Source organism: Cupriavidus sp. SZY C1, assembly GCF_032190535.1.
Lineage (GTDB): Bacteria > Pseudomonadota > Gammaproteobacteria > Burkholderiales > Burkholderiaceae > Cupriavidus > Cupriavidus pauculus_C.
Window position 1 is genome coordinate 170,287 of the sequence record NZ_JAUANU010000004.1, and the last position, 26,119, is coordinate 196,405.

The following is a 26,119-nucleotide window of genomic DNA, read 5'->3' on the forward strand; positions in this document are numbered from 1 at the left end:
GCGCTGCTTAGTCCTGGCGAAACCGCCACGCCGTGCCTTCGCGCGTGATCCGCTCCCAGATCGCCTGCTTTTCTGTCTCGCTGTAGAACACCCAGTTGCTGACCTCGGCGGCCGTCCGGCCGCAACCCTGGCAAACCTCGTCGAACAGCGTCGAACAGATGCCGATGCACGGGCTGTCTGGGCGGTCGCTCAGGCGGGTGTCGTCGGGCGTGGAAGCGGTGGGGTCGGCGGGGCGGTCGGACATGGAAGGCGGGCGGGAAACTGAGCGCGCATTATAAACGCCCGCTGCGGGGGCGCCCCGCCCCCCGCCTTCCGATGACATCTAGCGGCAAGGCACCGGGGCGGGCCCGGCGCCTCGGTGCATCAGTACTTCCAGAAGATCTGCTGAAGCTGCTTCGGATCGTTGGTCTTGGTCAGCGCCAGCGCCATCAGGATGCGCGCCTTCTGCGGCAACTGGTCGTCGGTGACGATCCAGTTGTACTTGTCGTCAGGCTGCTCGGCGTTGCGCACGACGATGCCGCTGCCCGTGCGCGACGCGCGCACGACCTGCACGCCCTTGGCCTGCGCGGCCTTCAGCGGCTCCACCATGTAGTCGCCCACGCTGCCGTTGCCGGTGGCCGCATAGACGATGGCCTTGGCGCCGCTCTTGACGGCCGCGTCGACCATGGCCGGGTTCACGTTGCCGTAGGCGTAGAGCACGGCCACTTCGGGCAGGCGGTCGATCTTGTCGATGTCGAACTCGGTCTGCACCGTGTGCGGCCGGGCCAGCGTGCGGTAGTACAGCGTGCGGCCTTCCACCACGTAGCCCAGCGGGCCGAACGGCGAGCGGAACGTCTCGGTCTTGAACGTGTTGCTCTTGGTCACGTCGCGGCCCGTGTGGACCTCGTCGTTGAGCACGACCAGCGTGCCCTTGCCCCTGGACGCCGGGCTGGACGCCACCAGCACCGCGTCATAGAGATTCAGCGCGCCGTCGGCGCCCAGCGCCGTACCCGGACGCATGGAACCCACCACCACCACGGGCTTGTCGCTCTTGAGCGTGAGGTTCAGAAAGTAGGCGGTTTCCTCGATCGTGTCGGTGCCGTGCGTGATCACGATGCCGTCCACGTCGGGCTGCTTGAGCAGTTCGGACACGCGCTTGCCCAGCTTCAGCAGCCGCTCGTTGTTGAAGCTCTCGGACCCGATCTGGAAGATCTGCTCGCCCTTGACGTTGGCGACCTTCGAGACTTCCGGCACCGAGGCAATGATCTTGTCGACCGGCACCACGGCCGACTGGTAGGCCGCCGTGTTGGTGGCCGAGGCACCGGCCCCGGCAATGGTGCCGCCCGTGCCGATGATGACGATGTTGGCCTTGCGGGCCTCGGCGGTCGTACCGGCCGGAGCCGCGCCGGGGGTGCCGGGCGCCGGGGCCAGTTGCGCACAGGCCGTGCCGGTCAGCAGGGTGGCGGACAGCAGCAGCGCGGCGATGGGTTTCAGGGTGGCAGTACGTTGCATGATTCTCCTCTTGGCGGCGGGCTGCTGGTTTCTCGTGGAAAGCGCGGGGCCGCCGCGTATGGTTGGTTCATGAGACCGTGGTGCCAGGTAGGCGTGTCAGGCACCACGGACCGAGCACTATAACCACCCATCCCCGTTGCGTCGACAACCACAACAGAATCTGCACAGCGCCCGGCCATCGCCCGGAAACGTATGCCAGATAAGACAAAGCGGCATTCTCCGCGCTGGGAGAATGCCGCCCGGTGACGACAACGGCCGCGTTGTGCGACGGGTCAGAAACTGTCGCCTGGTACGCGGACCCAGCCTTCCATCAGCACGCGCGCGCTGCGGCTCATGATGGCCTTGCGCACGGTCCACTGGCCGTTGGCCTGTTCGGCCTGGGCGCCCACGCGCAGCGTGCCCGACGGATGGCCGAAGCGCACGGCCTCGCGTGCGCCGCCGCCGGCGGCCAGGTTGACCAGCGTGCCGGGAATGGCTGCCGCCGTGCCGATGGCCACCGCCGCCGTGCCCATCATCGCGTGGTGCAGCTTGCCCATCGACAGCGCGCGCACCAGCAGGTCCACGTCCTCGGCGCGCACGGTCTTGCCGCTCGATGCCGTGTACGTGGCCGGGCCGGCGACGAACGCCACCTTCGGCGTGTGCTGGCGCGTGCGGGCTTCGTCCAGGTCCTGGATCAGGCCCATGCGCTTTGCGCCGTGCGCGCGGATCGTCTCGAACATCGCCAGTGCCTTCGGGTCGCCGTTGATGGCGTCCTGCAGCTCGGTGCCGGTGTAGCCGATGGCCGCCGCCTCGACGAAGATCGTCGGGATGCCGGCGTTGATCATCGTCGCCTTGAGCGTGCCCACGCCGGGCACCTCCAGGTCATCGACGAGGTTGCCGGTCGGGAACATCGCGGCGCCGCCGTCGTCGCCTTCCTCGGCGGCCGGGTCCATGAACTCCAACTGCACCTCGGCGGCCGGAAAGGTCACGCCATCCAGCTCGAAGTCGCCGGTTTCCTGCACCGCGCCGTTGGTGACCGGCACGTGGGCGACGATCGTCTTGCCGATGTTGGCCTGCCAGATGCGGACGGTGACGGTGCCGTTCTGCGGAATCCGGGCGGCCTCGATAAAGCCGTTGCTGACCGCGAACGGGCCCACCGCCGCCGACAGGTTGCCGCAGTTGCCGCTCCAGTCGACGAACGGCTGGTCGATCGACACCTGGCCGAACAGGTAGTCCACGTCGTGGTCCGGCCGCGTGCTGCGGGCGATGATCACCGTCTTGCTGGTGCTCGACGTGGCCGCGCCCATGCCGTCGATCTGCTTGCCGTACGGGTCCGGGCTGCCAATCACGCGCAGCAGCAGGCGGTCGCGCGCCGGGCCCGGCTGCTGGGCGGCCTCGGGCAGGTCCTGCAGCCGGAAGAAGACGCCCTTGCTCGTGCCGCCGCGCAGGTACGTCGCCGGGATCTTGATTTGGGGAACGTGAGCCATCGTGGTTTCCTTGAAAGTCTGCGCCGGGGATCGTCAGGCGGCTGACCGCGACGATTCCAGGAAGTCCTGCGCAAACCGTTGCAGCACGCCGCCGGCCTCGTAGATCGACACTTCCTCGTCGCTGTCCAGCCGGCAGCGCACCGGCACCCGCACGGTCTCGCCATTGCGGCGGTGGATCAGCAGCGTCAGCTCGGCGCGCGGCTGGCGGTCGCCCACCACGTCGAACGTCTCGGTGCCGTCGATGCCCAGCGTCAGCCGGTTGGTGCCCGGGAAGAATTCCACGGGCAGCACGCCCATGCCGATCAGGTTGGTGCGGTGGATGCGTTCGAAGCCCTCGGCCACGATGGCTTCCACGCCGGCCAGCCGCACGCCCTTGGCGGCCCAGTCGCGCGACGAGCCCTGGCCGTAGTCGGCCCCGGCAATCACGATCAGCGGCTGCTTGCGGTCCATGTACGTCTCGATGGCCTCCCACATCCGCACGACCTTGCCCTCGGGCTCGATGCGCGCCAGCGAACCCTTCTTCACGGCGCCGTCCACCACGGCCATCTCGTTGACCAGCGTCGGGTTGGCAAACGTGGCGCGCTGGGCGGTCAGGTGGTCGCCGCGGTGCGTGGCGTACGAGTTGAAGTCTTCCTCGGGCAGGCCCATCTTCGCCAGGTACTCGCCAGCCGCGCTGTTCGGCAGGATGGCGTTCGACGGCGACAGGTGGTCGGTCGTGATGTTGTCGCCCAGCACGGCCAGCGCGCGCATGCCGCGCAGCGTGCGCTCGCCGGCCAGCGCGCCTTCCCAGTACGGCGGGCGGCGGATGTAGGTGCTCTGCGGGCGCCAGTCGTAGAGCGGATCGATCGCGGCGTCGTTCTCGGCACGCACGGCGAACATCGGCTCGTAGACCTTGCGGAAGTGCTCGGGCTTGACGCTCTGGCGCACGATGGCGTCGATCTCGTCGTCGCTGGGCCAGATGTCGCGCAGGTAGACCGGCTGGCCGCTGGCGTCGGTGCCCAGCGCGTCCTGCTCGATGTCGAAGCGGATCGTCCCGGCGATGGCATAGGCCACCACCAGCGGCGGCGACGCCAGGAACGCCTGCTTGGCATACGGGTGGATGCGGCCGTCGAAGTTGCGGTTGCCGGACAGCACGGCCGTGGCGTACAGGTCCCGGTCGATGATTTCCTGCTGGATCTTCGGGTCCAGCGCGCCGGACATGCCGTTGCAGGTGGTGCAGGCAAACGCGACGATGCCGAAGCCGAGCTTTTCCAGGTCGGGCAGCAGGTTGGCTTCCTGCAGGTACAGCTCCACGGCCTTGGACCCCGGCGCCAGCGACGACTTGACCCACGGCTTGCGCGCGAGCCCGCGCTGGTTGGCGTTGCGGGCCAGCAGCGCGGCGGCAATCACGTTGCGCGGGTTGCTGGTGTTCGTGCAGCTCGTGATGGCGGCGATGATCACGGCGCCGTCGGGCATCTGGCCCGGCGTGTCTTCCCACTGGCCGGCAATGCCGCGCGCGGCCAGGTCGGACGTCGGCAGCCGCTTGTGCGGGTTCGACGGGCCGGCCATGTTGCGGACCACGGTGGACAGGTCGAAGTGCAGCACGCGCTCGTACTCGGCGTCGGCCAGCGCGTCGGCCCACAGCCCGGCGGTGCGGGCGTAGGTTTCCACAAGCTGCACCTGGGCTTCGTCGCGGCCGGTCAGGCGCAGGTATTCGGTGGTCTGGCCGTCGATGAAGAACATCGCGGCCGTGGCGCCGTACTCGGGCGCCATGTTCGAGATGGTGGCGCGGTCGCCCAGCGTCAGGCTGGCCGCCCCTTCGCCGCGGAATTCCAGGTAGGCGCCGACGACCTTTTCCTTGCGCAGGAATTCGGTCAGTGCCAGCACGATGTCGGTGGCGGTGATGCCGGGCTGGCGGCGCCCGGTCAGTTCCACGCCGACGATGTCGGGCAGCCGCATCCACGACGCGCGGCCCAGCATCACGTTCTCGGCCTCCAGGCCGCCCACGCCGATGGCGATCACGCCCAACGCGTCCACGTGGGGCGTGTGGCTGTCGGTGCCGACGCAGGTGTCCGGGTAGGCCACGCCGTCCGCGGCATGGATCACCGGCGACATCTTCTCCAGGTTGATCTGGTGCATGATGCCGTTGCCCGGCGGGATCACGTCGACGTTGCGGAACGCCTTCTTGGTCCAGTTGATGAAGTCGAAGCGGTCCTCGTTGCGGCGGTCCTCGATGGCGCGGTTCTTGGCGAACGCGTCGGGGTCGAAGCCGCCGCATTCCACGGCCAGCGAGTGGTCGACGATCAGCTGCACCGGCACCACCGGGTTGACCTTGGCGGGGTCGCCGCCCTGGTCGGCAATGGCGTCGCGCAGGCCGGCCAGGTCCACCAGCGCGGTCTGGCCCAGGATGTCGTGGCAGACCACGCGGGCCGGGAACCACGGGAAGTCCAGGTCGCGGCGGCGCTCGACGAGCTGCTTGAGCGAATCGGTCAGCGTGGCCGGGTCGCAGCGGCGCACAAGGTTCTCGGCGAGCACGCGCGAGGTGTACGGCAGCTTGTCCCAGGCGCCCGGGGAAATGTCATTGACGGCTGCGCGGGCATCGAAGTAGTCGAGCCGGGTGCCGGGCAGCGGCTTGCGGTAGGCGGTATTCATGGCGGCGTGAGGACTGGCGGGCCGGCTGGCCGCCCGCCCGGAGGCACGGGCGGCGCAGCGGCACATCTCTAATGGTGTGGCGGACGTTCAGGCGCGCTTGTCGAGCGGCACGAACTTCAGGTTCTCCGGGCCGGTGTAGTTGGCCGTCGGGCGGATGATCTTGTTGTCGATCCGCTGCTCGATCACGTGCGCGGCCCAGCCCGACGTGCGGGCGATGACGAACAGCGGCGTGAACATGGCCGTCGGCACGCCCATCATGTGGTAGCTCACGGCGCTGAACCAGTCCAGGTTCGGGAACATCTTCTTGGCGTCGGCCATGACCGTTTCCAGGCGCTCGGCGATGTCGAACATCTTCATCGAGCCGGCGTCCTTCGACAGCTTGCGCGCCACTTCCTTGATCACCACGTTGCGCGGGTCGCTGATGGTGTAGACCGGGTGGCCGAAGCCGATCACGACTTCCTTGTTCTCCACGCGGCGGCGGATGTCGGCCTCGGCCTCGTCCGGGGTGTCATAGCGCTTCTGGATCTCGAACGCCACCTCGTTGGCGCCGCCGTGCTTCGGGCCGCGCAGCGCGCCGATGCCGCCGCAGATGGCCGAGTACATGTCGGACCCCGTGCCGGCCACGACGCGGCAGGCAAACGTCGACGCGTTGAACTCGTGCTCCGCGTACAGGATCAGCGACGTCTGCATCGCGCGTTCCCAGAGCTTGGACGGTGCCTCGCCGTGCAGCAGGTGCAGGAAGTGGGCGGCAATCGAGTCGTCGTCGGTTTCCACCTCGATGCGGCGGCCGTTGTGGCTGTAGTGGTACCAGTACAGCAGCATCGAGCCCAGGCTGGCCATCAGGCGGTCGGCGATGTCGCGCGCGCCCGGGGTGTTGTGGTCGTCCTTTTCCGGGAGCACGGTGCCCAGCACCGACACGCCCGTGCGCATCACGTCCATCGGGTGCGCGCTGGCCGGCACCCATTCCAGCGCGGCCTTGACGTTGGCGGGCAGGCCGCGCAGCGCCTTGAGCTTGGTCTTGTAGGCAGCCAGTTCGGCCTTGTTCGGCAGCTTGCCGTGAACGAGCAGGTGGGCGATTTCCTCGAACTCGCAGGTGTCGGCGATGTCGAGGATGTCGTAGCCGCGATAGTGGAGATCGTTGCCGCTACGGCCGACGGTGCACAGCGCGGTGTTGCCGGCGGCAACGCCCGACAGGGCAACGGATTTCTTGGGTTTCGGCGTGGCCAGCGGTTGGGCTTCGGACATCTGGGTCTCCTTGGGGGGTGTTTCGCGTTGGGCCATGGGAGTGGCGTCTCGCTATCAGCTTGTTCTGGATCGGTTCTCGATGGGCGGCCGGGCGGCGTTACTTGCCCTTGCCCTGGGCGAACAGCGCGTCGAGCTTCTGCTCGTAGGCATGGTAGTCGATCCGCTCGTACAGTTCGGCACGGGTCTGCATCGTATCCACCACGTTCTTCTGGGTGCCGTCGCGGCGGATGGCGGCAAACACGTTCTCGGCGGCCTTGTTGGCGGCCCGGAACGCCGACAGCGGGTACAGCGCCATTGCCACGCCCACGCCGCGCAGGTCGTCCAGCGTGAAGTACGGCGTGGCGCCAAATTCGGTCAGGTTGGCCAGCACGGGCACCTTCACGGCATCGACGAACCTGGCGTACATGTCGAGATCGGTCATGGCCTCGGGAAAGATGGCGTCGGCGCCGGCTTCGGCGCAGGCCACGGCGCGCTCGATGGCGGCGTCCAGGCCCTCCACGGCCAGCGCGTCGGTGCGGGCCATGATCACGAAGTTCTGGTCGGTGCGGGCGTCGACGGCGGCCTTGATGCGGTCGACCATCTCCTGCTTGCCGACGATTTCCTTGTTCGGGCGGTGGCCGCAGCGCTTGGCGCCCACCTGGTCCTCGATGTGCATGGCGGCCGCGCCGAACTTGATCAGCGAGCGCGTGGTACGGGCGACGTTGAACGCCGAGGCGCCAAAGCCGGTGTCGACGTCGACCAGCAGTGGCGTGTCGCAGACATCGGTGATGCGGCGGATGTCGGTCAGCACGTCGTCAAGGTTGGAGATGCCCAGGTCGGGCAGCCCCAGCGAGCCCGCGGCCACGCCGCCGCCGGACAGGTAGATCGCGCGATAGCCGGCCCGCTTGGCCAGCAGCGCGTGGTTGGCGTTGATCGTGCCCGGAATCTGCAGCGGGCTTTCGTCGGCCAGGGCCTGGCGGAAGCGGGCACCCGCGGAGCGGGCGAGTTCGTTGGCGGAAAAAGTCATGGCGTGGTCTCTTGTCTGGATCGTTCCTGCTCGGGGCAGGGCCGGCTATAGGCGCAAGGGGTGTGCCAGCAGGGCGGGCACCATGCCCGCGATGGCGGCGGCGTCATGCCGGTACGCGAAAACCCTTACGGTTCAGGGGCTTAGGTGATGTTTTCGGCGGTTGCCGCCGGGAGATGAGCGGCGGATGCTTCGCCCGCTGTCCCCATCGTTGCATTTCATGGATTTCAAAGTTGAAATGCATCGGACGTCCGCGCACAATGCAGGCATTCCGTCGCCCTCCGCCGTTGCCGCCATGTCCTCGCTCCCCGCGCCCATTCCGCATCACGCCTCCCAGCCAGCCGCCGCCGGCGCCCGGCCGCGCATCTGGGCGATGGGTATCAGCCGCCTGTCGCGCGCGTTTGCCGACCTGATTCCGGCCTACGCCGCCCGCGCGGAATTCCGCATCGTCGGCCGCGCCTTTGAGGCGGCGGCCAGCGCCATCAACCGCGAGGCCCGCGACGGGCGCGTCGACGTGGTCGTGGCCGGCGGCTCGAACGGGGCGTACCTGCGTCAGCATGTGGATATCCCGGTGGTGCTGGTCAAGGTGACCGGTTTCGATGTCATGAGCGCGCTGGCCACGGCGCGGCGCATCTCGCCGAAGGTGGCGCTGGTGACCCATGCGTCGACCTATGCCGAAGTGGACGAGTTCGTCGGCGCCTTCGGGCTGGACATCCCGCGCTACACCTACCTGACCGAGGACGACGCCACGGCGCGCGTGCGGGCGCTCAAGGAAGAGGGCATCCGCGTGGTGGTGGGGCCGGGCATGGTCACCGACCTGGCCGACAAGTACGGGCTGGTCGGCGTGTTCCTGTACTCGGGCAATGCGGTGCGGCTGGCGCTGGAGGATGCCATCGAGGCCGCGCGGCTGCGTCGCATCGAGGCTACCCGGCGCGACTACGTCAACGCGATCCTGGCCCACCTGAACGAAGGCGTGGCCGCCGTGGACGCGGAAGGGCGGGTGCAGGCGTTCAACCCGGCGATGGAGCGCTTCCTGGGTACGCCGGCCGGCGTGGCGGTGGGACGCAAGCTGGCCACGCTGGCGCCGGGGCTGTCGCTCGATGGCGTGATGCAGAGCGGCGCGCGCGAGCTGGAGGCCATCCACCGGCTGGGCGACCGCATGGTGGTGGTCAACCGTATCCCCATCGTCGGCGAGGCCGGCACGTCGGGCGCCGTGCTGACGATCCAGGACGCCAACGCCATCCATCGCGCCGACCGCAACCTGCGCTCGCGCACCCGGGCCCGCGCGGCCGGCGTGCGCTACAGCCTGGAAGACCTGGCCGGCGATTCCCCGGCGATGAGCGACCTGCGCGCGCTGGCGCGACGTTATGCGGTGGTCGATTCGACGGTGCTGGTGAGCGGCGAGAGCGGCACGGGCAAGGAGGTGCTGGCGCAAGGCATGCACGACGCCAGCCCGCGTCGCGCGTTTCCGTTTGTCGCGGTCAACTGCGCAGCCTTTCCCGAGACGCTGCTGGAATCGGAACTGTTCGGCTACGAGGAAGGCGCGTTCACGGGCGCCCGGCGCGGCGGCAAAGCCGGCCTGTTCGAATCGGCGCACAACGGCACGCTGTTCCTGGACGAGGTGGGCGACATGCCGCCGGCGCTGCAGACCCGGCTGCTGCGCGTGCTGCAGGAAAAGCAGGTGCTGCCGATTGGCGGGCTGGAGGCGGTGCCGGTCAACGTGCGGGTCATCGCCGCCACGCACCGCGACCTGGCCGCGCTGGTGCGCGAGGGCACCTTCCGGCAAGACCTGTACTACCGGCTCAATATCCTGCGCATCGAAATGCCGCCGTTGCGCGACCGCGCCGGCGACCTGCCCGCGCTGGCCGCGCTGCTGTACCGCCGCGCGCAGGAGCGGCTGGGCATCGACACGCCGCAGCCGCTGCCCGACGCCGTGCGCGACCGGCTGTCGCGCTACGCCTGGCCGGGTAATATCCGCGAACTCGAAAATGTGACCGAACGCATCGCCGTGCTGGTCGCCGGCGCCGAACTGGCCCCCGCCGCGCTGCAACGCGAACTTCAGGCGGCCGTGCCCGAGCTGTTCTCGGCGATGCCGGCCCTGGAACACGCCGTGCCGGCCGACGCGCCGTCGCTGGCCAACGTCGCCCGCACCAGCCAGACCGAACACATCCGTCGGGTACTGGACGAATGCGGCGGCAACCGCGCCGCCGCCTGCGCCAAGCTGGGCATCAGCGCCACGACCCTGTGGCGCCGCCTTCGGGAGGGGTAGGGCGGGTTTGCATCGGGTTTGCCCCGGAATGGATCTTGTGAGTTCCCCGATCCCGCCTGCGTGGGAGGAGCCCATCAATTACCCAACGAAGCCTCGACCTCAATTCAGCAATTAACCGCCATTTTTGGCCCCCACCATCGAAAATGGCCGCTCCCGTCACCGGAAGCGGCCATCTCAAATCTGGCTGGCAGGGCGGCCCTGCCTTGGCTCAACCCCTCACACATCATCCGCCAGCCGTACCCCGGTGAACTGCCACCGCTGGTGCGGATAGAAGAAGTTCCGATACGTGGCCCGGATATGCGATTCCGGCGTGACACACGACCCGCCGCGCAGCACCATCTGGCTGCTCATGAACTTGCCGTTGTACTCGCCGACGGCGCCCGCGCTGGGGCGGAAGCCGGGATAGGGCAGGTAGGCGCTGGCCGTCCATTCCCAGACGTCGCCGAACATCTGGCGCAGCACGCCGGACGTGTTCTGGCGATCCGGCAGCGGCCGCAGCGAGCGGCCTTCGACGAAATTGCCGGTGGCCGGCAGGTTGCGCGCCGCGTGTTCCCACTCGGCCTCGGTCGGCAGGCGGCGTTCGGCCCAGCGCGCGAAGGCGTCGGCCTCGAAGAAGCTCACATGCGTGACCGGGCTTTCCGGGTCCACCGGCTGCATGCCGCGCAGCGTCATGTGCCACCACGTGCCGTCGCGGTCTTCCCAATAGAGCGGGGCCTCGATGCGGTGGTCGCACACCCAGCGCCAGCCGTCGGACAGCCACAGGCCCGCGGTCTGGTAGCCGCCGTCCTCGATGAACTCGAACCACTGGCGGTTGCTCACCGGGTGCGAGCACAGCGTGTACGGTTGCAGCAGCACCTGGTGGCGAGGCCCTTCGCAGTCGAACGCAAAGCCGTCGCCGTCATGGCCGATCGTGACGATGCCGCCGGGCAGCGTGATCCAGTCCGGCGCCGGGCGCGGGTCGGCCACCACGGGCACCGTCAGCGCCGGGGCAAATGCCGGGCGCAGCGGATTCTGGGCAAACAGGTGCAGGATGTCGGTCAGCAGCAGTTCCTGGTGCTGCTGTTCGTGATGCAGGCCCAGCGTGATCAGCGCGGCTTCGTCGTCGGTCTGGGCGCTCATCAGCAGCGACAGCATCGCGTCGTCCACGGCCTCGCGGTAGGCCAGCACTTCGTCCAGCGTCGGGCGGGTCAGCAGGCCGCGCTTGGGCCGCGGATGCCGCGCGCCAACCGCTTCGTAATAGGAGTTGAACAGGTAGCGGTACTGGGGATCCACCGGCTCGTAGTCCGGCACGCGGGGGGCCAGCACGAATTCCTCGAAGAACCACGTGGTATGGGCCAGGTGCCATTTGGCCGGGCTGGCGTCATCCATCGACTGCACGGTTGCGTCGGCGTCCGACAGGTCCGCCACCAGCGCCTCGGACGCGGCACGGACATGGCGATACTGGCTGAGCAGGGCGGGTTCGTGCGGCGGATGACTGGCGGTGGCAGGCAGCAGGGCTGAAACGGCGGTCATGCAGGCTCCCGGTGGGGTTGGCTGGCGGACAGTCGAACCATCATAGACCCATCTGCGCCGGGGAGCGAGCGGGCAGGTTTCCGCGATCGACGTAGGTCAATGCCTACAATCCGGCCCTGCAAGAAAAACAGGCACCCCGGGGATGGGATGCCTGTCTGAGGCAGCGGGAGGAAGACCGATCAGGCGGCGGCGCGCAGGGCGTCGTTCAGGGCCGCGATCTCGGTCTTGGCCGTCGTCAGGCCGGCCTCGCGGGCTTCCGGGCCCATCGCCAGGCCGTGGGCGCGGACGAACGAGATGTCGGTGATGCCCAGGAAGCGCAGCACCACGTCAACCGTCACTTCATGCAGGTCCAGCGCGGCGCCGTCCTGGCGCACACCGCCCCGCGACGACACGATGACGGCCTTCTTGCCCTTGGCCAGCCCTTCCGGACCGTTCTCGGTGTAGCGGAACGTGCGGCCGGCCTGGGCGATGCGGTCGATCCACGCCTTGAGCTGGCTCGGGATGCCGAAGTTGTATTGCGGCACGCCGATCACGAGCACGTCGGCGGCCAGGAATTCGGCCAGATAGGCTTCGGTCACGTCCAGTTCGGCCTGCTGTGCGGCGGTCAGGCCGTCCTTCGGGCCCCCCAGCACGGGCAGCAGCTGGTTGCCCAGGTGGGCCGGCGCTTCACGGTCCAGGTCGCGCACGGTGACCTTGGCGGCCGGGTTCTGGGCCACGAGGTCGGCCACAATGCTGGCGGTGAGGTTGCGCGAGACGGAGTTGTCGCCCAGCACGCTCGAATCGATCTGCAGGATGTTCATGGTCTGGCTCCACTAAGTTCGGTTGGGATGGCTGAAAGATATAGACTCGCCATTGATGCCGGTAGTGATGCAGAATGCAAATGATTGTTCTACCGATGCAACGGAGCCCCGACCATGCAGGACCTTAACGATTTGTCGCTGTTTGCCCAGGTGGTGCAGCACGGCAGCTTCTCGGCCGCCAGCCGAGCCACCGGGGTGCCAAAGTCGCGCCTGTCGCGGCGGATCGCCCAACTGGAGCGCGACCTGGGCGTGCTGCTGCTGCGCCGGACCACGCGCCAGGTGCGCGTCACGCCACTGGGCGAGGCGTACTACGCGCGCTGCCGTGAAATGCTTCAGGCCGCCGAGGCCGCCCGGGAAGTGATCGAACAGTCGTGCGAGCAGCCGGGCGGGCTGCTGCGCATCAGTTGCCCGGTGGCCATCGTCCAGATCCTGCTGGCGCCCAACATCGGCCATTTCATGCGGGCCAACCCCGGCATCCAGCTAGAAGTGGAAGCGACCAACCGGCGCGTGGACGTCATCGCCGAGGGCTACGACCTGGCCCTGCGCGTGCGCAACGTGCTCGACGATTTCAGCCTGGCCGTGCGCACGTTTGGCAAGAGCGACCTGAAGCTGGTGGCCAGCCCGGCGCTGCTGGACAGCATCGGCCGCCCGCGCACGCCGCAGGCGCTGGAAGGCATGCCCGGCGTGGGCCAGAAGCCGCACGAAGGTCGCCACGTCTGGACGCTGTTCGACAAGGCCGGCGATCCGGTCCACATCGGCTACGACCCCCGGCTGGTCTCGGACGAATTCGCCATCCTGCGCGAGGCGGCCATCGCCGGCGTCGGCCTGGCCATGCTGCCGCGCATGTATTGCCGCGACGAGATCGAAAGCGGCGCGCTGGAAGTGGTGCTGCCGCAGTGGGACCTGCCGATGGGCGTGCTGCACGCGGTGTTCCCGTCCCGCCAGGGCGTCACGCCGGCGCTGCGCCGCTTGCTGGATTTCCTGGCCGAAGTGCTGCCCGAGCACGGCCGCAAGGTCGGGATGATGTCGATGACGGGGATGCCGATGCATGTCGCGCCGCCCACCGAAGTGCCGGCCGACGGGCATGTCGCCCCCACGCCGGACGCCGACTGACCGCCCGGCGCGGCGCGCGCGCCACGCTGCGCCTTTACCTTCACGCCGGCACGATCTAAGGTAGTTGTGCAGGTCACATAGCGCCTGCAACCAACCGCAAGGAGCCAACGCGATGAGTCGCACGCAAGGAACGCAGGACCTGGGCAAGGCCATTCTTCGTATCGTGCTGGGCGTGCTGATCCTGCTGCATGGCATTGCCAAGCTGATGGCGGGCCCCGGCTTCGTCATCCAGACCGTGACGCAGGCCGGCCTGCCGTCGTTCGTGGCCTACGGCGTCTACATCGGCGAGGTGCTGGCGCCGATCCTGCTGATCATCGGCCTGTGGACGCGGCCCGCCGCGCTGATCGTCGCCATCAACATGGTGTTCGCGCTGGTGCTGGTGCACGCCAAGCAGTTCGGCGACATGGCCCCCACGGGTGGCTGGGCGCTGGAGCTGCAGGGGATGTACCTGGGCGCCGCGCTGGCCGTGGCCTTCCTGGGCGCGGGGCGCCTGAGCGTCGGCGGCATCGACGGCAAGTGGAACTAGGGAGCCTGCCATGGCAAGCCTGATCCGTCACCGCACCGCGGCGCCGTCCGGTGCGGCGATGCTGGCCGCGCTGGCGGCCGCGATGCTCGCCGGCTGCGCGACCGGCCCCGATATCCGCACCGACTACAACCGCGCCACCGATTTCTCGCAGTACCGCACCTTTGCGTTCGTGCCGCGTCCCGGCACGGACCGGCAGGGCTACGAAAGCCTGACCACCCAGTATCTGAAAGACGCCGTGGAGCGCGAGATGACCGCGCGCGGCTACCAGTACGTGCCGCGCCAGCCTGACCTGCTGGTCAACTTCAACATGCAGTTCCAGCAGAAGATCGCCACCAGCCCGGCGCCGATGCCGCCGCCCGGCTACATGGGCTACTACGCCTACCGGGGCGGCCTCTACGCGCCGTGGCCCGGCTACGGCTTCTACAGCGACACCTATACCTACACCGAGGGCACGCTGAACATCGACCTGGTCGACGCCCGGCGCAACCAGCTGGTCTGGGAAGGCGTGGCGCAGGGCGACGCGAGCCAGCCGGAGCGCCAGACCAGCCAGCTCGTGATCGAGCAGGTCGTCGGCCAGATCTTCGCCAGGTACCCGTTCCGCGCGGGCATTGGCACGCCGAGTCAATAAACCCGCGGCAAAAGCGTAAGTTTTTACGCCACGCGTCCGTGGCGCGCAGCCAGACCCGCTACAATCGCTGCCCGTGGTTTTGAATGTGTCATATCTAAAATGGGTCTGGGCTGGTTCGGATTGTCCACCTTCTGGCTGTTGCCGCTGGTCTGGCGAACGGTGGGCCGCGTGCTCGCCGGTGATCGCCGGCTGTTCGGCCGCGGTTCGCTGCGTGTTTGGATGGGTACGGTGCTGGTGCTGGGTGCCAGTGCCACGCTGGAAGCCCTGACCGGCGGCGAAGGTGACACGGCCGGCGGTGCCGTGGGCCATGCGCTGGCCGGCACCGCGAGCGGCATGCTCGGATGGACCGGCGCGCTGCTGATGATGCTGGCCGTGCTGGGCCTGGCCGCGCCGATGGTGTTCGGCGAGACGTGGCGCAGCCTGTTCCTGCTGCGCCGGCCCCGCACCGACGCCGACGAGGCGCCCGCCGCCACCCGGCACGAGTCGCGTGCCGATTCCCGTGCTGACCTGCGTGCCGATCTGCGCGCGGATTCCCGTGCCGACAGCCGTCCCGATTTCCGCCACGATGGCGCGCCGTCGCAGCCAGCCGCCCGCGACGCGGGCCACCGCTGGAAGACGACGTCGCTGCCGTCCCAGTCCACGCCCGCATGGCAGTCGCCGCGTCACAAGGGCATCGAGGCCGTGTCCGCGCGCCGCCAGCCCGCATGGCAGCCGCCGCCGCGCACGCGCCAGTCGCCGCCCCAGCCGGGCGAGATCTGGCTCCATCACGCCGAGGCCCCGGGCGCCGTGAACCGCGAGCCGGCGGGTGTTGCGCCGGCGCGGCCGGCGTCGCGTCCCGAATCGCGCCCTGTCCCCGCGCCGCAGAAGCCGTCGCCCCGTCCGGCTGCCACGGCCGCGGCCCGTCCCGCGTCGCCGCCGCAGGCCACCGTGGTCAGCAGCCCGTTCCGCAATCCCCAGCTCGGCCTGCGCTCGGCCGTCACGACGCTGCCCGAGGCGATGGCCAAGCCGGCCGTGGCAGCGGTGCAAGCCGATGCCGATGTCGCCGTGGTCGACGCCCCGCCCGTATCGGCGCCGCCGGTAGTGGTGCAGGCCGAACAGCCGGCGCCGGTCGCCCCTGTCGCGCCGGTCACGGCAGCGGACGACGCCCCCGTCACGCTGGAATCGATCCGCGAAGAAGCGCTCGCGCTGCTGGCCGAACTGCGCCAGTGGGCCGGGCAGCCGGTGGAAACACCGGCTTTGACCGAAGCCGCGTTGGCACCATCGGTGGTCGAGCCTGCTGCCATCGAAGCGGTTGCCGAAGAGGCAGTCGAAGCGGCCCCCGAAGCGGAATCGCCGGCCGAAGTCCTCACCGCCTCCCCGCCATCCCCATCCACGTCGGCAGCCATCGACGCCGCCGTGGCTGCGTCGATTTCCGACGCCGAGACGGTCGAAGCCAGTGCGCCCGAGCCGGACGTCGCCCAGGGCGCTGACGCCCCGCCGCCCGTCGCCGAGGACCCGTCGCCGGTCGAGGACGCCAACGCCTTCGTCCAGCCCACGCCCAAGCCGCGCATCGTGCTGCCGGCCGTGGTCGGCCGCACCGTCCCGCTGACACCGGCCACGCCGCCGGCAGCCGTGGCCCCGGCCCCGGCCGTAGTGCCGCCGCCGCCAGTGCCGCGCCCGCCGGTCGACTACCGCCTGCCGGGCACCGACCTGCTCGAACCGGCGCCCGAGGAGGTCGGCGGCAACGCCGAGCAGATTTCCGAGGAACGGCTGCAACAGACCAGCGACCTGATCGCCCAGCGGCTGGCCGAGTTCAAGGTGCCGGTGTCCGTGGTGGGCGCCAGCGCCGGGCCGGTGATCACGCGCTTCGAGGTCGATCCGGCCGTCGGCGTGCGGGGCGCACAGGTGGTGGGACTGGTGAAGGACCTGGCGCGCGCGCTGGGCGTGACGTCGATCCGCGTGGTTGAGACGATTCCCGGCAAGACCTGCATGGGCCTGGAACTGCCGAACGCCAGGCGGCAGATGATCCGGCTGTCCGAGATCGTCAGCGGCAGCGCGTTCGATCACCATGCGTCCAAGCTGGTGCTGGCGATGGGCAAGGACATCACCGGCAACCCGGTGGTCACCGATCTGGCCCGCGCGCCGCACTTGCTGGTGGCCGGCACCACGGGCTCGGGCAAGTCCGTCGCGGTCAACGCGATGATCCTGTCGATGCTGTACAAGGCCACGCCCGAGGACGTGCGCCTGATCATGATCGACCCGAAGATGCTGGAGCTGTCGGTCTACGAGGGCATTCCGCACCTGCTGGCGCCGGTGGTCACCGACATGAAGCAGGCCGCCCACGCGCTGAACTGGTGCGTCGGCGAGATGGAGAAGCGCTACCGGCTGATGTCGGCGCTGGGCGTGCGCAACCTGGCCGGCTACAACCAGAAGATCCGCGCGGCCGAGGCGGCGGAGCAGAAGGTGCCGAACCCGTTCTCGCTGACGCCCGACGCGCCCGAGCCGCTGTCGACGCTGCCGCTGATCGTGGTGGTCATCGACGAACTGGCCGACCTGATGATGGTGGCCGGCAAGAAGATCGAGGAACTGATCGCGCGGCTGGCGCAGAAGGCGCGGGCGGCCGGCATCCACCTGATCCTGGCCACGCAGCGGCCGTCGGTGGACGTCATCACGGGCCTGATCAAGGCCAATATCCCGACGCGCGTGGCGTTCCAGGTGTCGTCGAAGATCGATTCGCGGACCATCCTGGACCAGATGGGCGCCGAGAGCCTGCTGGGGCAGGGCGACATGCTGTTCCTGCCGCCGGGCACCGGCTACCCGCAACGCGTGCACGGCGCGTTCGTGGCCGACGAAGAGGTGCACCGCGTGGTGGAGCACTGGAAGCAGTTTGGCGAGCCCGACTACGAGGAAGCCATCCTGGCCGGCGACGCACCCGAGGGCGCGGCCGACCTGTTCGGCGAAGGCGGCAGCGATGGCGAGGCCGATCCGCTGTACGACGAGGCCGCCCAGTTCGTGCTGACGTCGCGCCGGGCGTCGATATCCGCCGTCCAGCGGCAACTGCGCATCGGCTACAACCGCGCGGCGCGGCTGATCGAACAGATGGAAGTGGCGGGGCTGGTCTCGCCCATGGGCCGCAACGGGACGCGCGAGGTCATCGCCCCCGGCGGGCCCGCCGACTGACGCACCCGGGAGACGCCCGCCATGCACGCAACCCAGGGCAACCTGCTAGGCGACGTCCCGGTCCACGCCGACGGCGAGGTCTTCACCGAACTGCTGCGCTGGGCCGGCACAGGCCAGGTTCGCATCGAGCGGATCGTCTCGAACGGCCAGGCCAGCCCGCCCGGCTTCTGGTACGACGAAGCCGACGACGAATGGGTGCTGCTCATCAGCGGCACCGCCGCCGTCGAGATCGAAGACGGCCCCACCCACACCCTGGGCGCCGGCGACTGGCTCCACCTGCCCGCCCACTGCCGCCACCGCGTAGCCTGGACCGACGCCGCCCAGCCGACAATCTGGCTGGCCGTGCACGTGGCGCCGGCAATCGGGCGGTCAACGTAGTCCCGCATTTGCTTTTCCCCTCTCCCGCCGGGAGAGGGGCAGGGGAGAGGGCGTTGAGGCTCTGCTTGCCGACGGATCGCTGTTTGAACCGCTGAGCCCTCTCCCCCGGCCAAACCATCGGCCCACCCGCGATCCTGGCTGCTCCGACCCTTGTATGGCCCTCGTATGGCTTTATGATGTCGGCAGAACTCACCCGGAGACTCCGGCTTGCCCCACATCCCCCGGCTGCTCGTTGTCTGGATTGCCCTGGCGGGCCTGCTCGCCGGCGTGGCCCGTGCGGATACGTTGCGCATCGGGTCCAAGCGCTTTACGGAGTCATACATCCTGGGCGAAATCCTCGCGCAGACGGCGGCGCCGCATGCGGACGTGCGCCATGTGCCGGGGCTGGGCAACACGGCCATCGTGTTCGAGGCGCTCAAGGCCGGGTCGATCGATGCCTATCCCGATTACACCGGCACGCTCGCCAGCGAGATCCTGAAGCTGCCGGGCGCCGCTGCCACGCTTGAGCAGATCAACGCCGCGCTGGCGCCGATGGGGCTGGGCGCGGCGATTCCGCTGGGGTTCGACAACACCTATGCCATTGCCGTGGCCGACGCCCGGGCGGGCGCGCTGCGCACGCTGGCGGATCTGGCCAGCCAGCCGGGGCTGCGCGTGGGCCTGTCGCACGAATTCCTGGGCCGTGCCGATGGCTGGCCGGCGCTCGTGCAGCGCTACGGGCTGCCGCAGAAGCCTGTCGGCATCGACCACGGCCTTGCCTACGAGGCCGTCGCCAACGGTCAGATCGATGCGACCGACATCTACGCCACCGACGCCAAGATCCGCAAGTTCCACCTGCGCGTGCTGGCCGACAACCTGCACGTCTTTCCGCGCTACGACGCCGTGATCGTCTACCGGCTCGACGTTGCCCAACGCTTCCCGACCGCGTGGCAGGCCGTGCGGCAGCTCCACGGCCGCATCACGGTGGCGGACATGATCGACATGAACGCGGCGGCCGAGATCGATGGCGAATCGTTCGCGGCCGTGGCGCGGCGCTTTCTGGCAGGCCACGCCGACCCGGCCGCGGCCGCGCGCCCGCAGGGTCTGCTGGCGGTGCTGACCGGTGCCGATACCTGGCGCCTGACCGTGCGACATCTGGCGCTGGTGGGCGGCGCGGTGGGGGCGGCCACGCTGGTCGGAGTGCCGCTTGGCATCGTCGCGGCGCGCCGGCGGCGGCTGGGGCAGGCGCTGCTGGTGCTGGTGGGGGTGTTGCAGACCGTGCCGTCGCTGGCGCTGCTGGCGATGCTGATCCCGCTGCTGGGGCGCATCGGCGTCTGGCCGGCGCTGATCGCGCTGTTCCTCTACGCGCTGCTGCCGATCGTCCGCAATGCCTGCACCGGCCTGCAGGAGATACCGCCCGGCATGCGCGACGCGGCGCGCGCGCTCGGTTTCCGGCCGTTGCAGGTGCTGCGCTACGTCGAGGTGCCGCTGGCAATGCCGGTGGTGCTGGCCGGGGTCAAGACGGCGGCGACGATCAGCGTGGGCACGGCGACGATTGCCGCGTTTGTTGGCGCGGGCGGCTATGGCGAGCGCATCGTCACCGGGCTGGCGCTCAACGATTCGACGCTGCTGCTGGCGGGCGCCATCCCGGCCGCGCTGCTGGCCATGCTGTTGCAGGGCGCGTTCGGCGGCGTGGAATGGTGGACGCGCCGGAGGCGGGCAGTCTGATGAGGCGGGACACGATACAGACGATGATGCGCGGGCTGCTGGCGATGCTGGCCATGCCGCTGGCCGCGCACGCCGCGCCGGCTGACCCCGCCGCCCAGGTCGCCCAGGTCGCCCAGGTCGCCCAGGTCGCCCAGGTCGCGCAAGGCCGCTATCTGGCCCGCATCGCCAACTGCGTGGCCTGCCACACGGCGCCCGGCGGCGCGCCGATGGCTGGCGGACTGGCGCTGCAGACCGACGCCGGCACGATCTACTCGACCAACATCACGCCCGACCCCGAGACCGGCCTGGGCCGCTACACGCTCGACGACTTCGACCGCGCCGTCCGCCACGGCCAGGCGCGCGACGGCAAGCGGCTCTATCCGGCGATGCCGTACCCGTCCTACGCCCGCATGACGCGCGATGACGTGGCGGCGCTCTACACGTGGCTGCGCAGCGAGGTGCAGCCGGTACGCCAGGCCAACCGCGATACGTCGCTGCGCTGGCCCTACAACATGCGCTGGCTGCTGGTGCCGTGGAACTGGCTGCATCTGCGCGACGATCCGGTCCGGGCCGACGCGGGGCAGGGCGAGACCTGGCGGCGCGGCGCCTACCTGGTGCAGGCCGTGGCCCATTGCGGCGCGTGCCACACGCCGCGCGGTGCGCTGTATGGCGAGAAGGGCCGCGACGCGGGCAGTCGGCAGTTCCTGTCGGGTGCCATGGTCGAGGGCTGGTCGGCCACCAACCTGACCGGCGACATGCTGACCGGCCTGGGCGCGTGGTCGAAGGCCGATGTCGTCGAATACCTGCACACGGGCCGCAACGCGCACGCCACGTCGTTCGGGCCGATGTCGACGGTGATCGCAACGTCCACACAGTTCATGAACGCCGCGGATCTGGATGCCGTCGCGACCTTCCTGAAGTCGATCCCGCCCGCGCGCGGCGAGACGCAGCCGTATCGCTACGACCCCGCCGCGGCCGCGCGGCTCGAACAGGGCCGCTTCGACACGCCCGGCGCGCGCCAGTACGCCACCTACTGCATGCCGTGCCACCAGGCCAGCGGCAAGGGCTTTGCGCGGGTGTTTCCGCCGCTGGCCGGCAATCCGACCGTGGTCGACCCCAATCCCGCCTCGCTGGTCAACTTGCTGCTCGAAGGCGCCGTGACGGCCCGCGTGCAGACCGCGCCCACCGACTACCACATGCCCGGTTACGGCTGGACGATGGAAGACCAGGAGCTGGCCAACCTGCTGACGTTCATCCGGCGTAGCTGGGGCAACCAGGCCGCGCCGGTCACCGAGGAAGCGGTGGCCGCCCGGCGCCGCGCGCTGGGCCTGCGCGCGCCCGAGACCCCGTGATCCCATGACCATCACCCGCAGAGACTTCCTCAACGGCACGGCCCTGACGATTGCGGCCGGCATGGCGCCGGCCCGGCTGCTGGCCGCGAACCCGCCGGCCGGGCCGTATCCGCCGGCGCTGACCGGGCTGCGCGGCAACCATGCTGGCACCTTCACGCTGGCCCACAGCCTGGCGCGCGAGGGGGCGTCCTATCCGGGCGTGCTGGCGAAAGAGGCGTATGACCTGGTGGTGGTGGGCGGCGGGATCAGCGGGCTGGCGGCGGCATGGTTCTACCAGCGGCGTTTCGGGGCCGGCCGGCGCATCCTGATCCTCGACAATCACGACGATTTCGGCGGGCATGCCAAGCGCAACGAGTTCACGGTCCGTGGCCGGCGGCTCGTCACGTACGGCGGCAGCGCGGGGATGCCGCCGTCAGCCAGCGACAACGCGGCCGTGCAGGCGCTGCTGGCCGGGCTGGGCATCGCACCCGGCGCAGCGGCCCGGGCGGTACCGGGTGAAGACTACGGGCGGCGCGGGCTGGGGCGGGCGGTGTTCTTCGATGCCGAGCACTTCGGGCGCGACCAGTGGCTGGCGGCCGACCCGTTCGGCACGCTGATCGACGCCCGGCTGCGGGGCGGGCCGCCGTCGCTGGACGGATTGGGAGATTTCCTGGCGCGGGCGCCGTTGCCGGCCGCGGACCGGCAGGCGCTGCTGCGGCTGGCGCAGGGGCAGGTCGACTATCTGGCGGGGATGCCGGCCGAGGCGCGCCGCGGCTATCTGTCGACCACGCGCTACGCCGCGTTCCTGCGCGACAAGGCCGGGCTGGGGCTGGCCGGGTTGCGCTTCCTGCGCGCCCGCAGCCAGGACGCCTATGCGCTCGATGCCGACGGCATCAGCGTCGCCCAGGCCATCGCCATCGGACTGCCGGCGGGCGCGGGCATGCCGGCCCCGGTGCTCGACGCCCGGCTAGGCCAGTCGGCCGCGTCGCGGCTGTGGTTTGCCGATGGCAACGCCACGCTGACCCGCGCGCTGGTGGCCCGGCTTGTGCCGGGGGCCATGCCGGGTGGCGCCGGCGCGCCGCTTCAGGACGCCCGGTTCGACTACGGCAAGCTCGATGTGGAAGGCAAGCCGGTGCGAATCCGGCTCAATAGCACGGCCATCGCCATCGAGCCCGACGTGCGCATCACGCGCGTCACCTATGGCTGGCAGGGCAACCTGCAGCGCGTGGAGGCCCTGCACGTGGTCGTGGCCGGCTACGGCATGATGGTGCCGTTCATCCTGCCCACCCTGCCGGTGGCGGCCCGCACGGCGCTGCGCGCGGCGGTCAAAGCACCTTTGATCTACACCAAGGTGGCACTCGATAACTGGCGGGCGTTCGACGCGCTGAAGGCGTGGCGCATCCACGCGCCGACCATGGCGTATTCGGACATCTGGCTGGAATCCCCGTCAGGTCAGCGCGACGACCCCGTGGTGCTGCACATGGCCTATGTGCCGACGGTGCCGGACAGCGGGATGCCCGCGCGCGACCGCTTCCGCGCGGGCCGCGCCCTGCTGCTGGGCACGCCTTTCGATGTGCTGGAGCGGGATATCCGCCAGCAACTGGACCGCATGCTGAGCCCCGGCGGCTTCCAGTCCGCCCGCGATATCCGCGGCCTGACCGTCAATCGCTGGGCGCACGGCTACAGCTACATGCCGTCGACGCTGGCGCCCGACGATGCCGGGCTTCAGGCGGCGCTGACGCAGGCCGGGCAGGGCGTGGGCAACATCCGTATCGCGGGCGCCGACGTGGCCGGCAGCCCGTCGGTAACCGCCGCGATCGAGCAGGCCCAGCGCGCGGTGCTGGCCTTGCCGGAGGGAAGCTGAAACCCGGTCAGAATCCCTTCGTGCGATTTTGCCGTCGTCGTCTGTTTTGTCACTTCTGATGCGTGTGCGCGATAAATGCCTCAATTGCCAGTCACGAACTTCTGCAGCAGCCGGTGGAACTCCTCGAATTCCTCAACGGTAAATCCCTGCAGCCGGTGATTGAGCACCTCCGGTGCAATAGTGGGGATTTCCGACGCGATGGTCCGACCTTTCGGGGTGAGCGTGAGATTCACGACGCGCCGGTCGTCGATACTGCGGCTGCGTTCCAGCAGACCCTTTTCCTCAAGCTTGTCCAGCATCCGTGTCATCAGCCCGCTGTCGATGCCGAGCAGTTTGCTGATTTCGAATGGCGTACTGGCCATGCCGCGCGTCAGTGATAGGAGAATTCCCATCTGTTGGCCGTTGATGTCGAGCGGACGCAGCGCCGAATCCATTTCCACGAGCAGGCTGTTGCGCGCCTTGTTCAGATGAAAGCCGATGCTCTGGGTGAGCTGGAAATTGTCTGGTGTGTAGTGCTTCACCGTGGTTTCCTTTTGCATGACGCCTGTCAAAAAGTGGGCCGGCGGGTTATCCGGCCCACACCCTGATCGAATGCAGACTCTCCAAAACATTCGTCGGACGATAGTCTGGCAAATCCATTGCCGAAGGGGAATTCAATTTTATTGTCTTTTGATTTAGATGAAGTGGAATACGCGAAAACTGTATCGCTTCATTACCATTGACTCAAATGGGTGGATTTTCGAATAATCCCCCGTACGGGTTATCGAATGACTCGACATTATGTCAATGTGTGATACGGCGCCAGCGGGGGGCGGTCCGCCGGCAAAACTTCTTAACGCGCCCCACAAGAAAGTTCATGACGACGCGGCACGCCACCGCGCGGAGCGTCCGGTACATTGGCCCGAAGATTTGCATTGCCGCCCGGCGGCATCCGCCTTTGTCTTGGAGTCCGAACAATGCGTGCGCGATTTGCACTGAAGATCGCCGGGGGATGCCTGGCGCTGGCCGCCTTCTGTCCCGCCGCCCAGGCCCAGTCCAGCGCCGAGCTGGCCAACAAGAGCAACAACCCGCTCAACCTTGCTCCCGCCTTCAACCTGCACAACTACTACACGCCGCGCCTGTACGACAGCGGCGCCCACACCAACGACTTCCTGCTGCGGCCGACCGTGCCCATCGCGCCGGGCCGCCTGGTGGGCGTGCCGCAGATCCTGCGCGGCACCGTGCCCATCAGCACGCGGCCCCAGGCCGACGGCTCGTACGAGACCGGGCTGGGCGACATCAACCTGTTCGACATCTTCCTGCTGCGCAGCCAGGGCACGCAGATCGGCGTCGGCCCGCTGCTGACGATTCCCACCGCCACCGACCCCAGCCTGGGTACCGGCAAATGGCAGGCCGGGCTGGCCGCCGTGGTGGTCGATCCCACGCCCGCGCGGCTGCTGGGCATGCTGGTGCAGTGGCAGCATTCGTTCGCGGGGCAGAGCAGCCGGCCCGACGTGCAATCGCTGACCGCGCAGCCGTTTGCGATCTTCAACCTGCCCAACGGCTGGTACCTGCGGTCGACGGGCATCTGGACCTTCGACCTCCAGCGCGGCACCTACTACGTGCCGGTCGGCCTGGGCGCGGGCAAGGCTTGGAAGGAGGGCAACACCGTGTTCAACCTGTTCGTCGAGCCGCAGTACACCGTGCTGCACGAGGGGTCGGGCCTGCCGCAGTGGACGGTCTTCGCCGGCCTCAACATGACGTTCGGAAAATGACAGCGCGCCGGGCCGTTCCGCTCGCACTGGCCACGATGCTGGCGCTGTCGGCAGGGCCGGCCCTGGCCGTGCCGGAGACGGCCGAATCGACCGCCCCGGTGCCGGCGCCGGCCCCCAAGCTGTCGTTCTTCGATCCGGAAGACGGCATGCTCGACCTGAGCGATTTCCTGCTCCATCACAAGGGCGCCTTGCCGGTGCCGGCCATCATCACCGAGCCGGCGATCGGTTATGGCCTGGGCCTGGGGCTGGCATTCTTCTCGGAATCGATGGCCGAGGCCGCCCAGCATGCCCGCGAATCGGGCAAGGGGCCGGCGCCGCCCAACATCACGGCCATCGGCGGCGCCTATACCGAAAACGGCACCTGGGCCGCCGGCGCCGCGCACTTCCACACCTGGGGCGGCGACCGGATCCGCTACCTGGGCGCGGTCGGCAAGGTCAACGCCAACCTCGAATACTTCGGGCTGCAGAACCAGCCGCGCGCCTACGCGCTGGACGGCTTTGCGCTGGTCCAGCAACTGCTGTTCCGCCTGGGCGATTCGCACTGGTACGTCGGCCCGCGCTACGTCTATGCCGATACGTCGGCGACGTTCAAGTTCGGCGCCAGCACCGGCGAGCTGGGGCCGCTGGAAAAGGACCAGCGCATCGGCAAGGGCGGGCTGGTCATCGACTACGACTCGCGCGACAACATCTTCTTTCCGAACAAGGGCAGCTACGCCGAGATCGAGGCGCAGTTTGCGCGCGGCGGGCTGGGCAGCACGCAAAGCTTCAACATGTACAACGCGCGCGGCTTCACGTGGCTGCCGCTTGCGCGCGCGTGGATCCTGGGGCTGCGCGCGGACACGAAGTTCTCCACCGGCGAGGTGCCGTTCTACGCCCAGCCGTACGTCGACTTGCGCGGCGTGCAGAAGGGCCGCTACCAGGACCGCAACGCGCTGGCCGCCGAGGTGGAGCTGCGCTGGGACGTCACGCCGCGCTGGTCGGTGCTGGCGTTCACCGGTACCGGCAAGGCGTACGGCCGCTGGCACGACTTTGCCGATGCCAGCACGGTCGTCAGCGTCGGCGGCGGCTTCCGGTACATGATCGCGCGCAAGCTGGGCCTGTCGATGGGCGTCGACGTGGCCCACAGCCGCGACCAGAACGCGTTCTACATCCAGGTCGGCAGCGCCTGGAAATAGGCGCCGCCGGCCCGGCGTCGGGCCACGGCCGGGAAGTCCAGCGTGGTGTCGCAGTACATACGGGACCGATCCGTCTGGATTAGAATCCGCG

General features: G+C 69.1%; 20 protein-coding genes. 11 read left to right on the forward strand and 9 right to left on the reverse strand.

From position 1 onward, the window contains the following. Positions 1-7 precede the first annotated feature (7 nt). The 6 genes from QTN24_RS09050 to prpB form a co-directional block, all read right to left on the reverse strand. Positions 8-244 carry a DUF1289 domain-containing protein gene (locus QTN24_RS09050; protein WP_313836566.1) on the reverse strand — a complete coding sequence of 79 codons (237 nt, stop codon included), beginning with the start codon at positions 242-244 and terminating at the stop codon, positions 8-10. A gap of 119 nt (positions 245-363) precedes the next feature. Further along, positions 364-1,491 carry an asparaginase gene (locus QTN24_RS09055; RefSeq protein WP_124684192.1) on the reverse strand — a complete coding sequence of 376 codons (1,128 nt, stop codon included), beginning with the start codon at positions 1,489-1,491 and terminating at the stop codon, positions 364-366. Positions 1,492-1,763: 272 nt separating this feature from the next. Continuing rightward, positions 1,764-2,957, reverse strand: coding sequence for a 2-methylaconitate cis-trans isomerase PrpF (prpF, locus tag QTN24_RS09060; protein WP_313836569.1), 1,194 nt, complete (start codon positions 2,955-2,957; stop codon positions 1,764-1,766). Between the two features lie 33 nt (positions 2,958-2,990). Then, positions 2,991-5,588, reverse strand: a complete 2,598-nt coding sequence (gene acnD / locus QTN24_RS09065) for a Fe/S-dependent 2-methylisocitrate dehydratase AcnD (protein ID WP_313836571.1) — start codon at positions 5,586-5,588, stop codon at positions 2,991-2,993. An 87-nt stretch (positions 5,589-5,675) separates the two neighbouring features. After that, positions 5,676-6,833 (reverse strand): 2-methylcitrate synthase, encoded by a 1,158-nt coding sequence (gene prpC / locus QTN24_RS09070; RefSeq protein ID WP_124684195.1) that lies wholly within the window; start codon positions 6,831-6,833, stop codon positions 5,676-5,678. Between the two features lie 97 nt (positions 6,834-6,930). Further along, positions 6,931-7,839, reverse strand: coding sequence for a methylisocitrate lyase (prpB, locus tag QTN24_RS09075; protein WP_313836572.1), 909 nt, complete (start codon positions 7,837-7,839; stop codon positions 6,931-6,933). 292 nt (positions 7,840-8,131) lie between these two features. Here prpB and prpR point away from each other — a divergent pair, with 292 nt between their 5' ends. Next, complete coding sequence (gene prpR / locus QTN24_RS09080; RefSeq protein ID WP_313836574.1) at positions 8,132-10,105, forward strand: propionate catabolism operon regulatory protein PrpR; 1,974 nt, start codon at positions 8,132-8,134, stop codon at positions 10,103-10,105. Positions 10,106-10,321: 216 nt separating this feature from the next. On the opposite strand, the gene egtB is transcribed toward prpR, so the two are convergent. Together egtB and QTN24_RS09090 are read right to left on the reverse strand one after the other, a co-directional pair. Further along, positions 10,322-11,617, reverse strand: coding sequence for an ergothioneine biosynthesis protein EgtB (gene egtB, locus QTN24_RS09085; protein ID WP_313836575.1), 1,296 nt, complete (start codon positions 11,615-11,617; stop codon positions 10,322-10,324). 179 nt (positions 11,618-11,796) lie between these two features. Further along, on the reverse strand, positions 11,797-12,417 hold the full coding sequence (locus QTN24_RS09090) for an FMN-dependent NADH-azoreductase (protein ID WP_313836576.1): 621 nt from the start codon (positions 12,415-12,417) through the stop codon (positions 11,797-11,799). A gap of 114 nt (positions 12,418-12,531) precedes the next feature. Here QTN24_RS09090 and QTN24_RS09095 point away from each other — a divergent pair, with 114 nt between their 5' ends. From QTN24_RS09095 to QTN24_RS09130, 8 genes are all read left to right on the forward strand, one after another. Continuing rightward, on the forward strand, positions 12,532-13,530 hold the full coding sequence (locus QTN24_RS09095; protein ID WP_313836578.1) for a LysR substrate-binding domain-containing protein: 999 nt from the start codon (positions 12,532-12,534) through the stop codon (positions 13,528-13,530). Positions 13,531-13,642: 112 nt separating this feature from the next. Further along, positions 13,643-14,056, forward strand: coding sequence for a DoxX family protein (locus QTN24_RS09100; RefSeq protein WP_124684201.1), 414 nt, complete (start codon positions 13,643-13,645; stop codon positions 14,054-14,056). 10 nt (positions 14,057-14,066) lie between these two features. Beyond that, complete coding sequence (locus QTN24_RS09105) at positions 14,067-14,684, forward strand: DUF4136 domain-containing protein (protein ID WP_124684202.1); 618 nt, start codon at positions 14,067-14,069, stop codon at positions 14,682-14,684. Between the two features lie 99 nt (positions 14,685-14,783). Beyond that, positions 14,784-17,843 carry an FtsK/SpoIIIE family DNA translocase gene (locus QTN24_RS09110; RefSeq protein WP_313836581.1) on the forward strand — a complete coding sequence of 1,020 codons (3,060 nt, stop codon included), beginning with the start codon at positions 14,784-14,786 and terminating at the stop codon, positions 17,841-17,843. Positions 17,844-17,864: 21 nt separating this feature from the next. Beyond that, complete coding sequence (locus QTN24_RS09115) at positions 17,865-18,221, forward strand: cupin domain-containing protein (protein ID WP_313836582.1); 357 nt, start codon at positions 17,865-17,867, stop codon at positions 18,219-18,221. Between the two features lie 207 nt (positions 18,222-18,428). Next, positions 18,429-19,925 (forward strand): glycine betaine ABC transporter substrate-binding protein, encoded by a 1,497-nt coding sequence (locus QTN24_RS09120; protein ID WP_409558995.1) that lies wholly within the window; start codon positions 18,429-18,431, stop codon positions 19,923-19,925. Then, a complete protein-coding gene (locus tag QTN24_RS09125; RefSeq protein ID WP_313836584.1) occupies positions 19,925-21,256 on the forward strand; it encodes a cytochrome c in 1,332 nt (443 codons plus the stop codon). Before QTN24_RS09120 ends, QTN24_RS09125 begins: the two co-directional genes overlap by 1 nt. A 4-nt stretch (positions 21,257-21,260) precedes the next feature. Further along, positions 21,261-23,099, forward strand: a complete 1,839-nt coding sequence (locus tag QTN24_RS09130; RefSeq protein ID WP_313836585.1) for an FAD/NAD(P)-binding protein — start codon at positions 21,261-21,263, stop codon at positions 23,097-23,099. Positions 23,100-23,179: 80 nt separating this feature from the next. Here QTN24_RS09130 and QTN24_RS09135 read toward each other — a convergent pair whose 3' ends face one another. Further along, positions 23,180-23,620, reverse strand: coding sequence for a MarR family winged helix-turn-helix transcriptional regulator (locus tag QTN24_RS09135; RefSeq protein ID WP_124685099.1), 441 nt, complete (start codon positions 23,618-23,620; stop codon positions 23,180-23,182). A 435-nt stretch (positions 23,621-24,055) separates the two neighbouring features. On the opposite strand from QTN24_RS09135, the gene QTN24_RS09140 reads away from it, so the two are divergent. Next, the gene (locus QTN24_RS09140; RefSeq protein ID WP_313836586.1) at positions 24,056-24,853 is read left to right on the forward strand and encodes a hypothetical protein; all 798 of its coding nucleotides are present in this window, start codon (positions 24,056-24,058) and stop codon (positions 24,851-24,853) included. Next, positions 24,850-26,028: a BamA/TamA family outer membrane protein gene (locus tag QTN24_RS09145; protein ID WP_313836587.1), complete on the forward strand. Its 1,179-nt coding sequence runs from the start codon at positions 24,850-24,852 to the stop codon at positions 26,026-26,028. The genes QTN24_RS09140 and QTN24_RS09145 overlap by 4 nt, the downstream gene beginning before the upstream one ends. Positions 26,029-26,119: the final 91 nt, after the last annotated feature.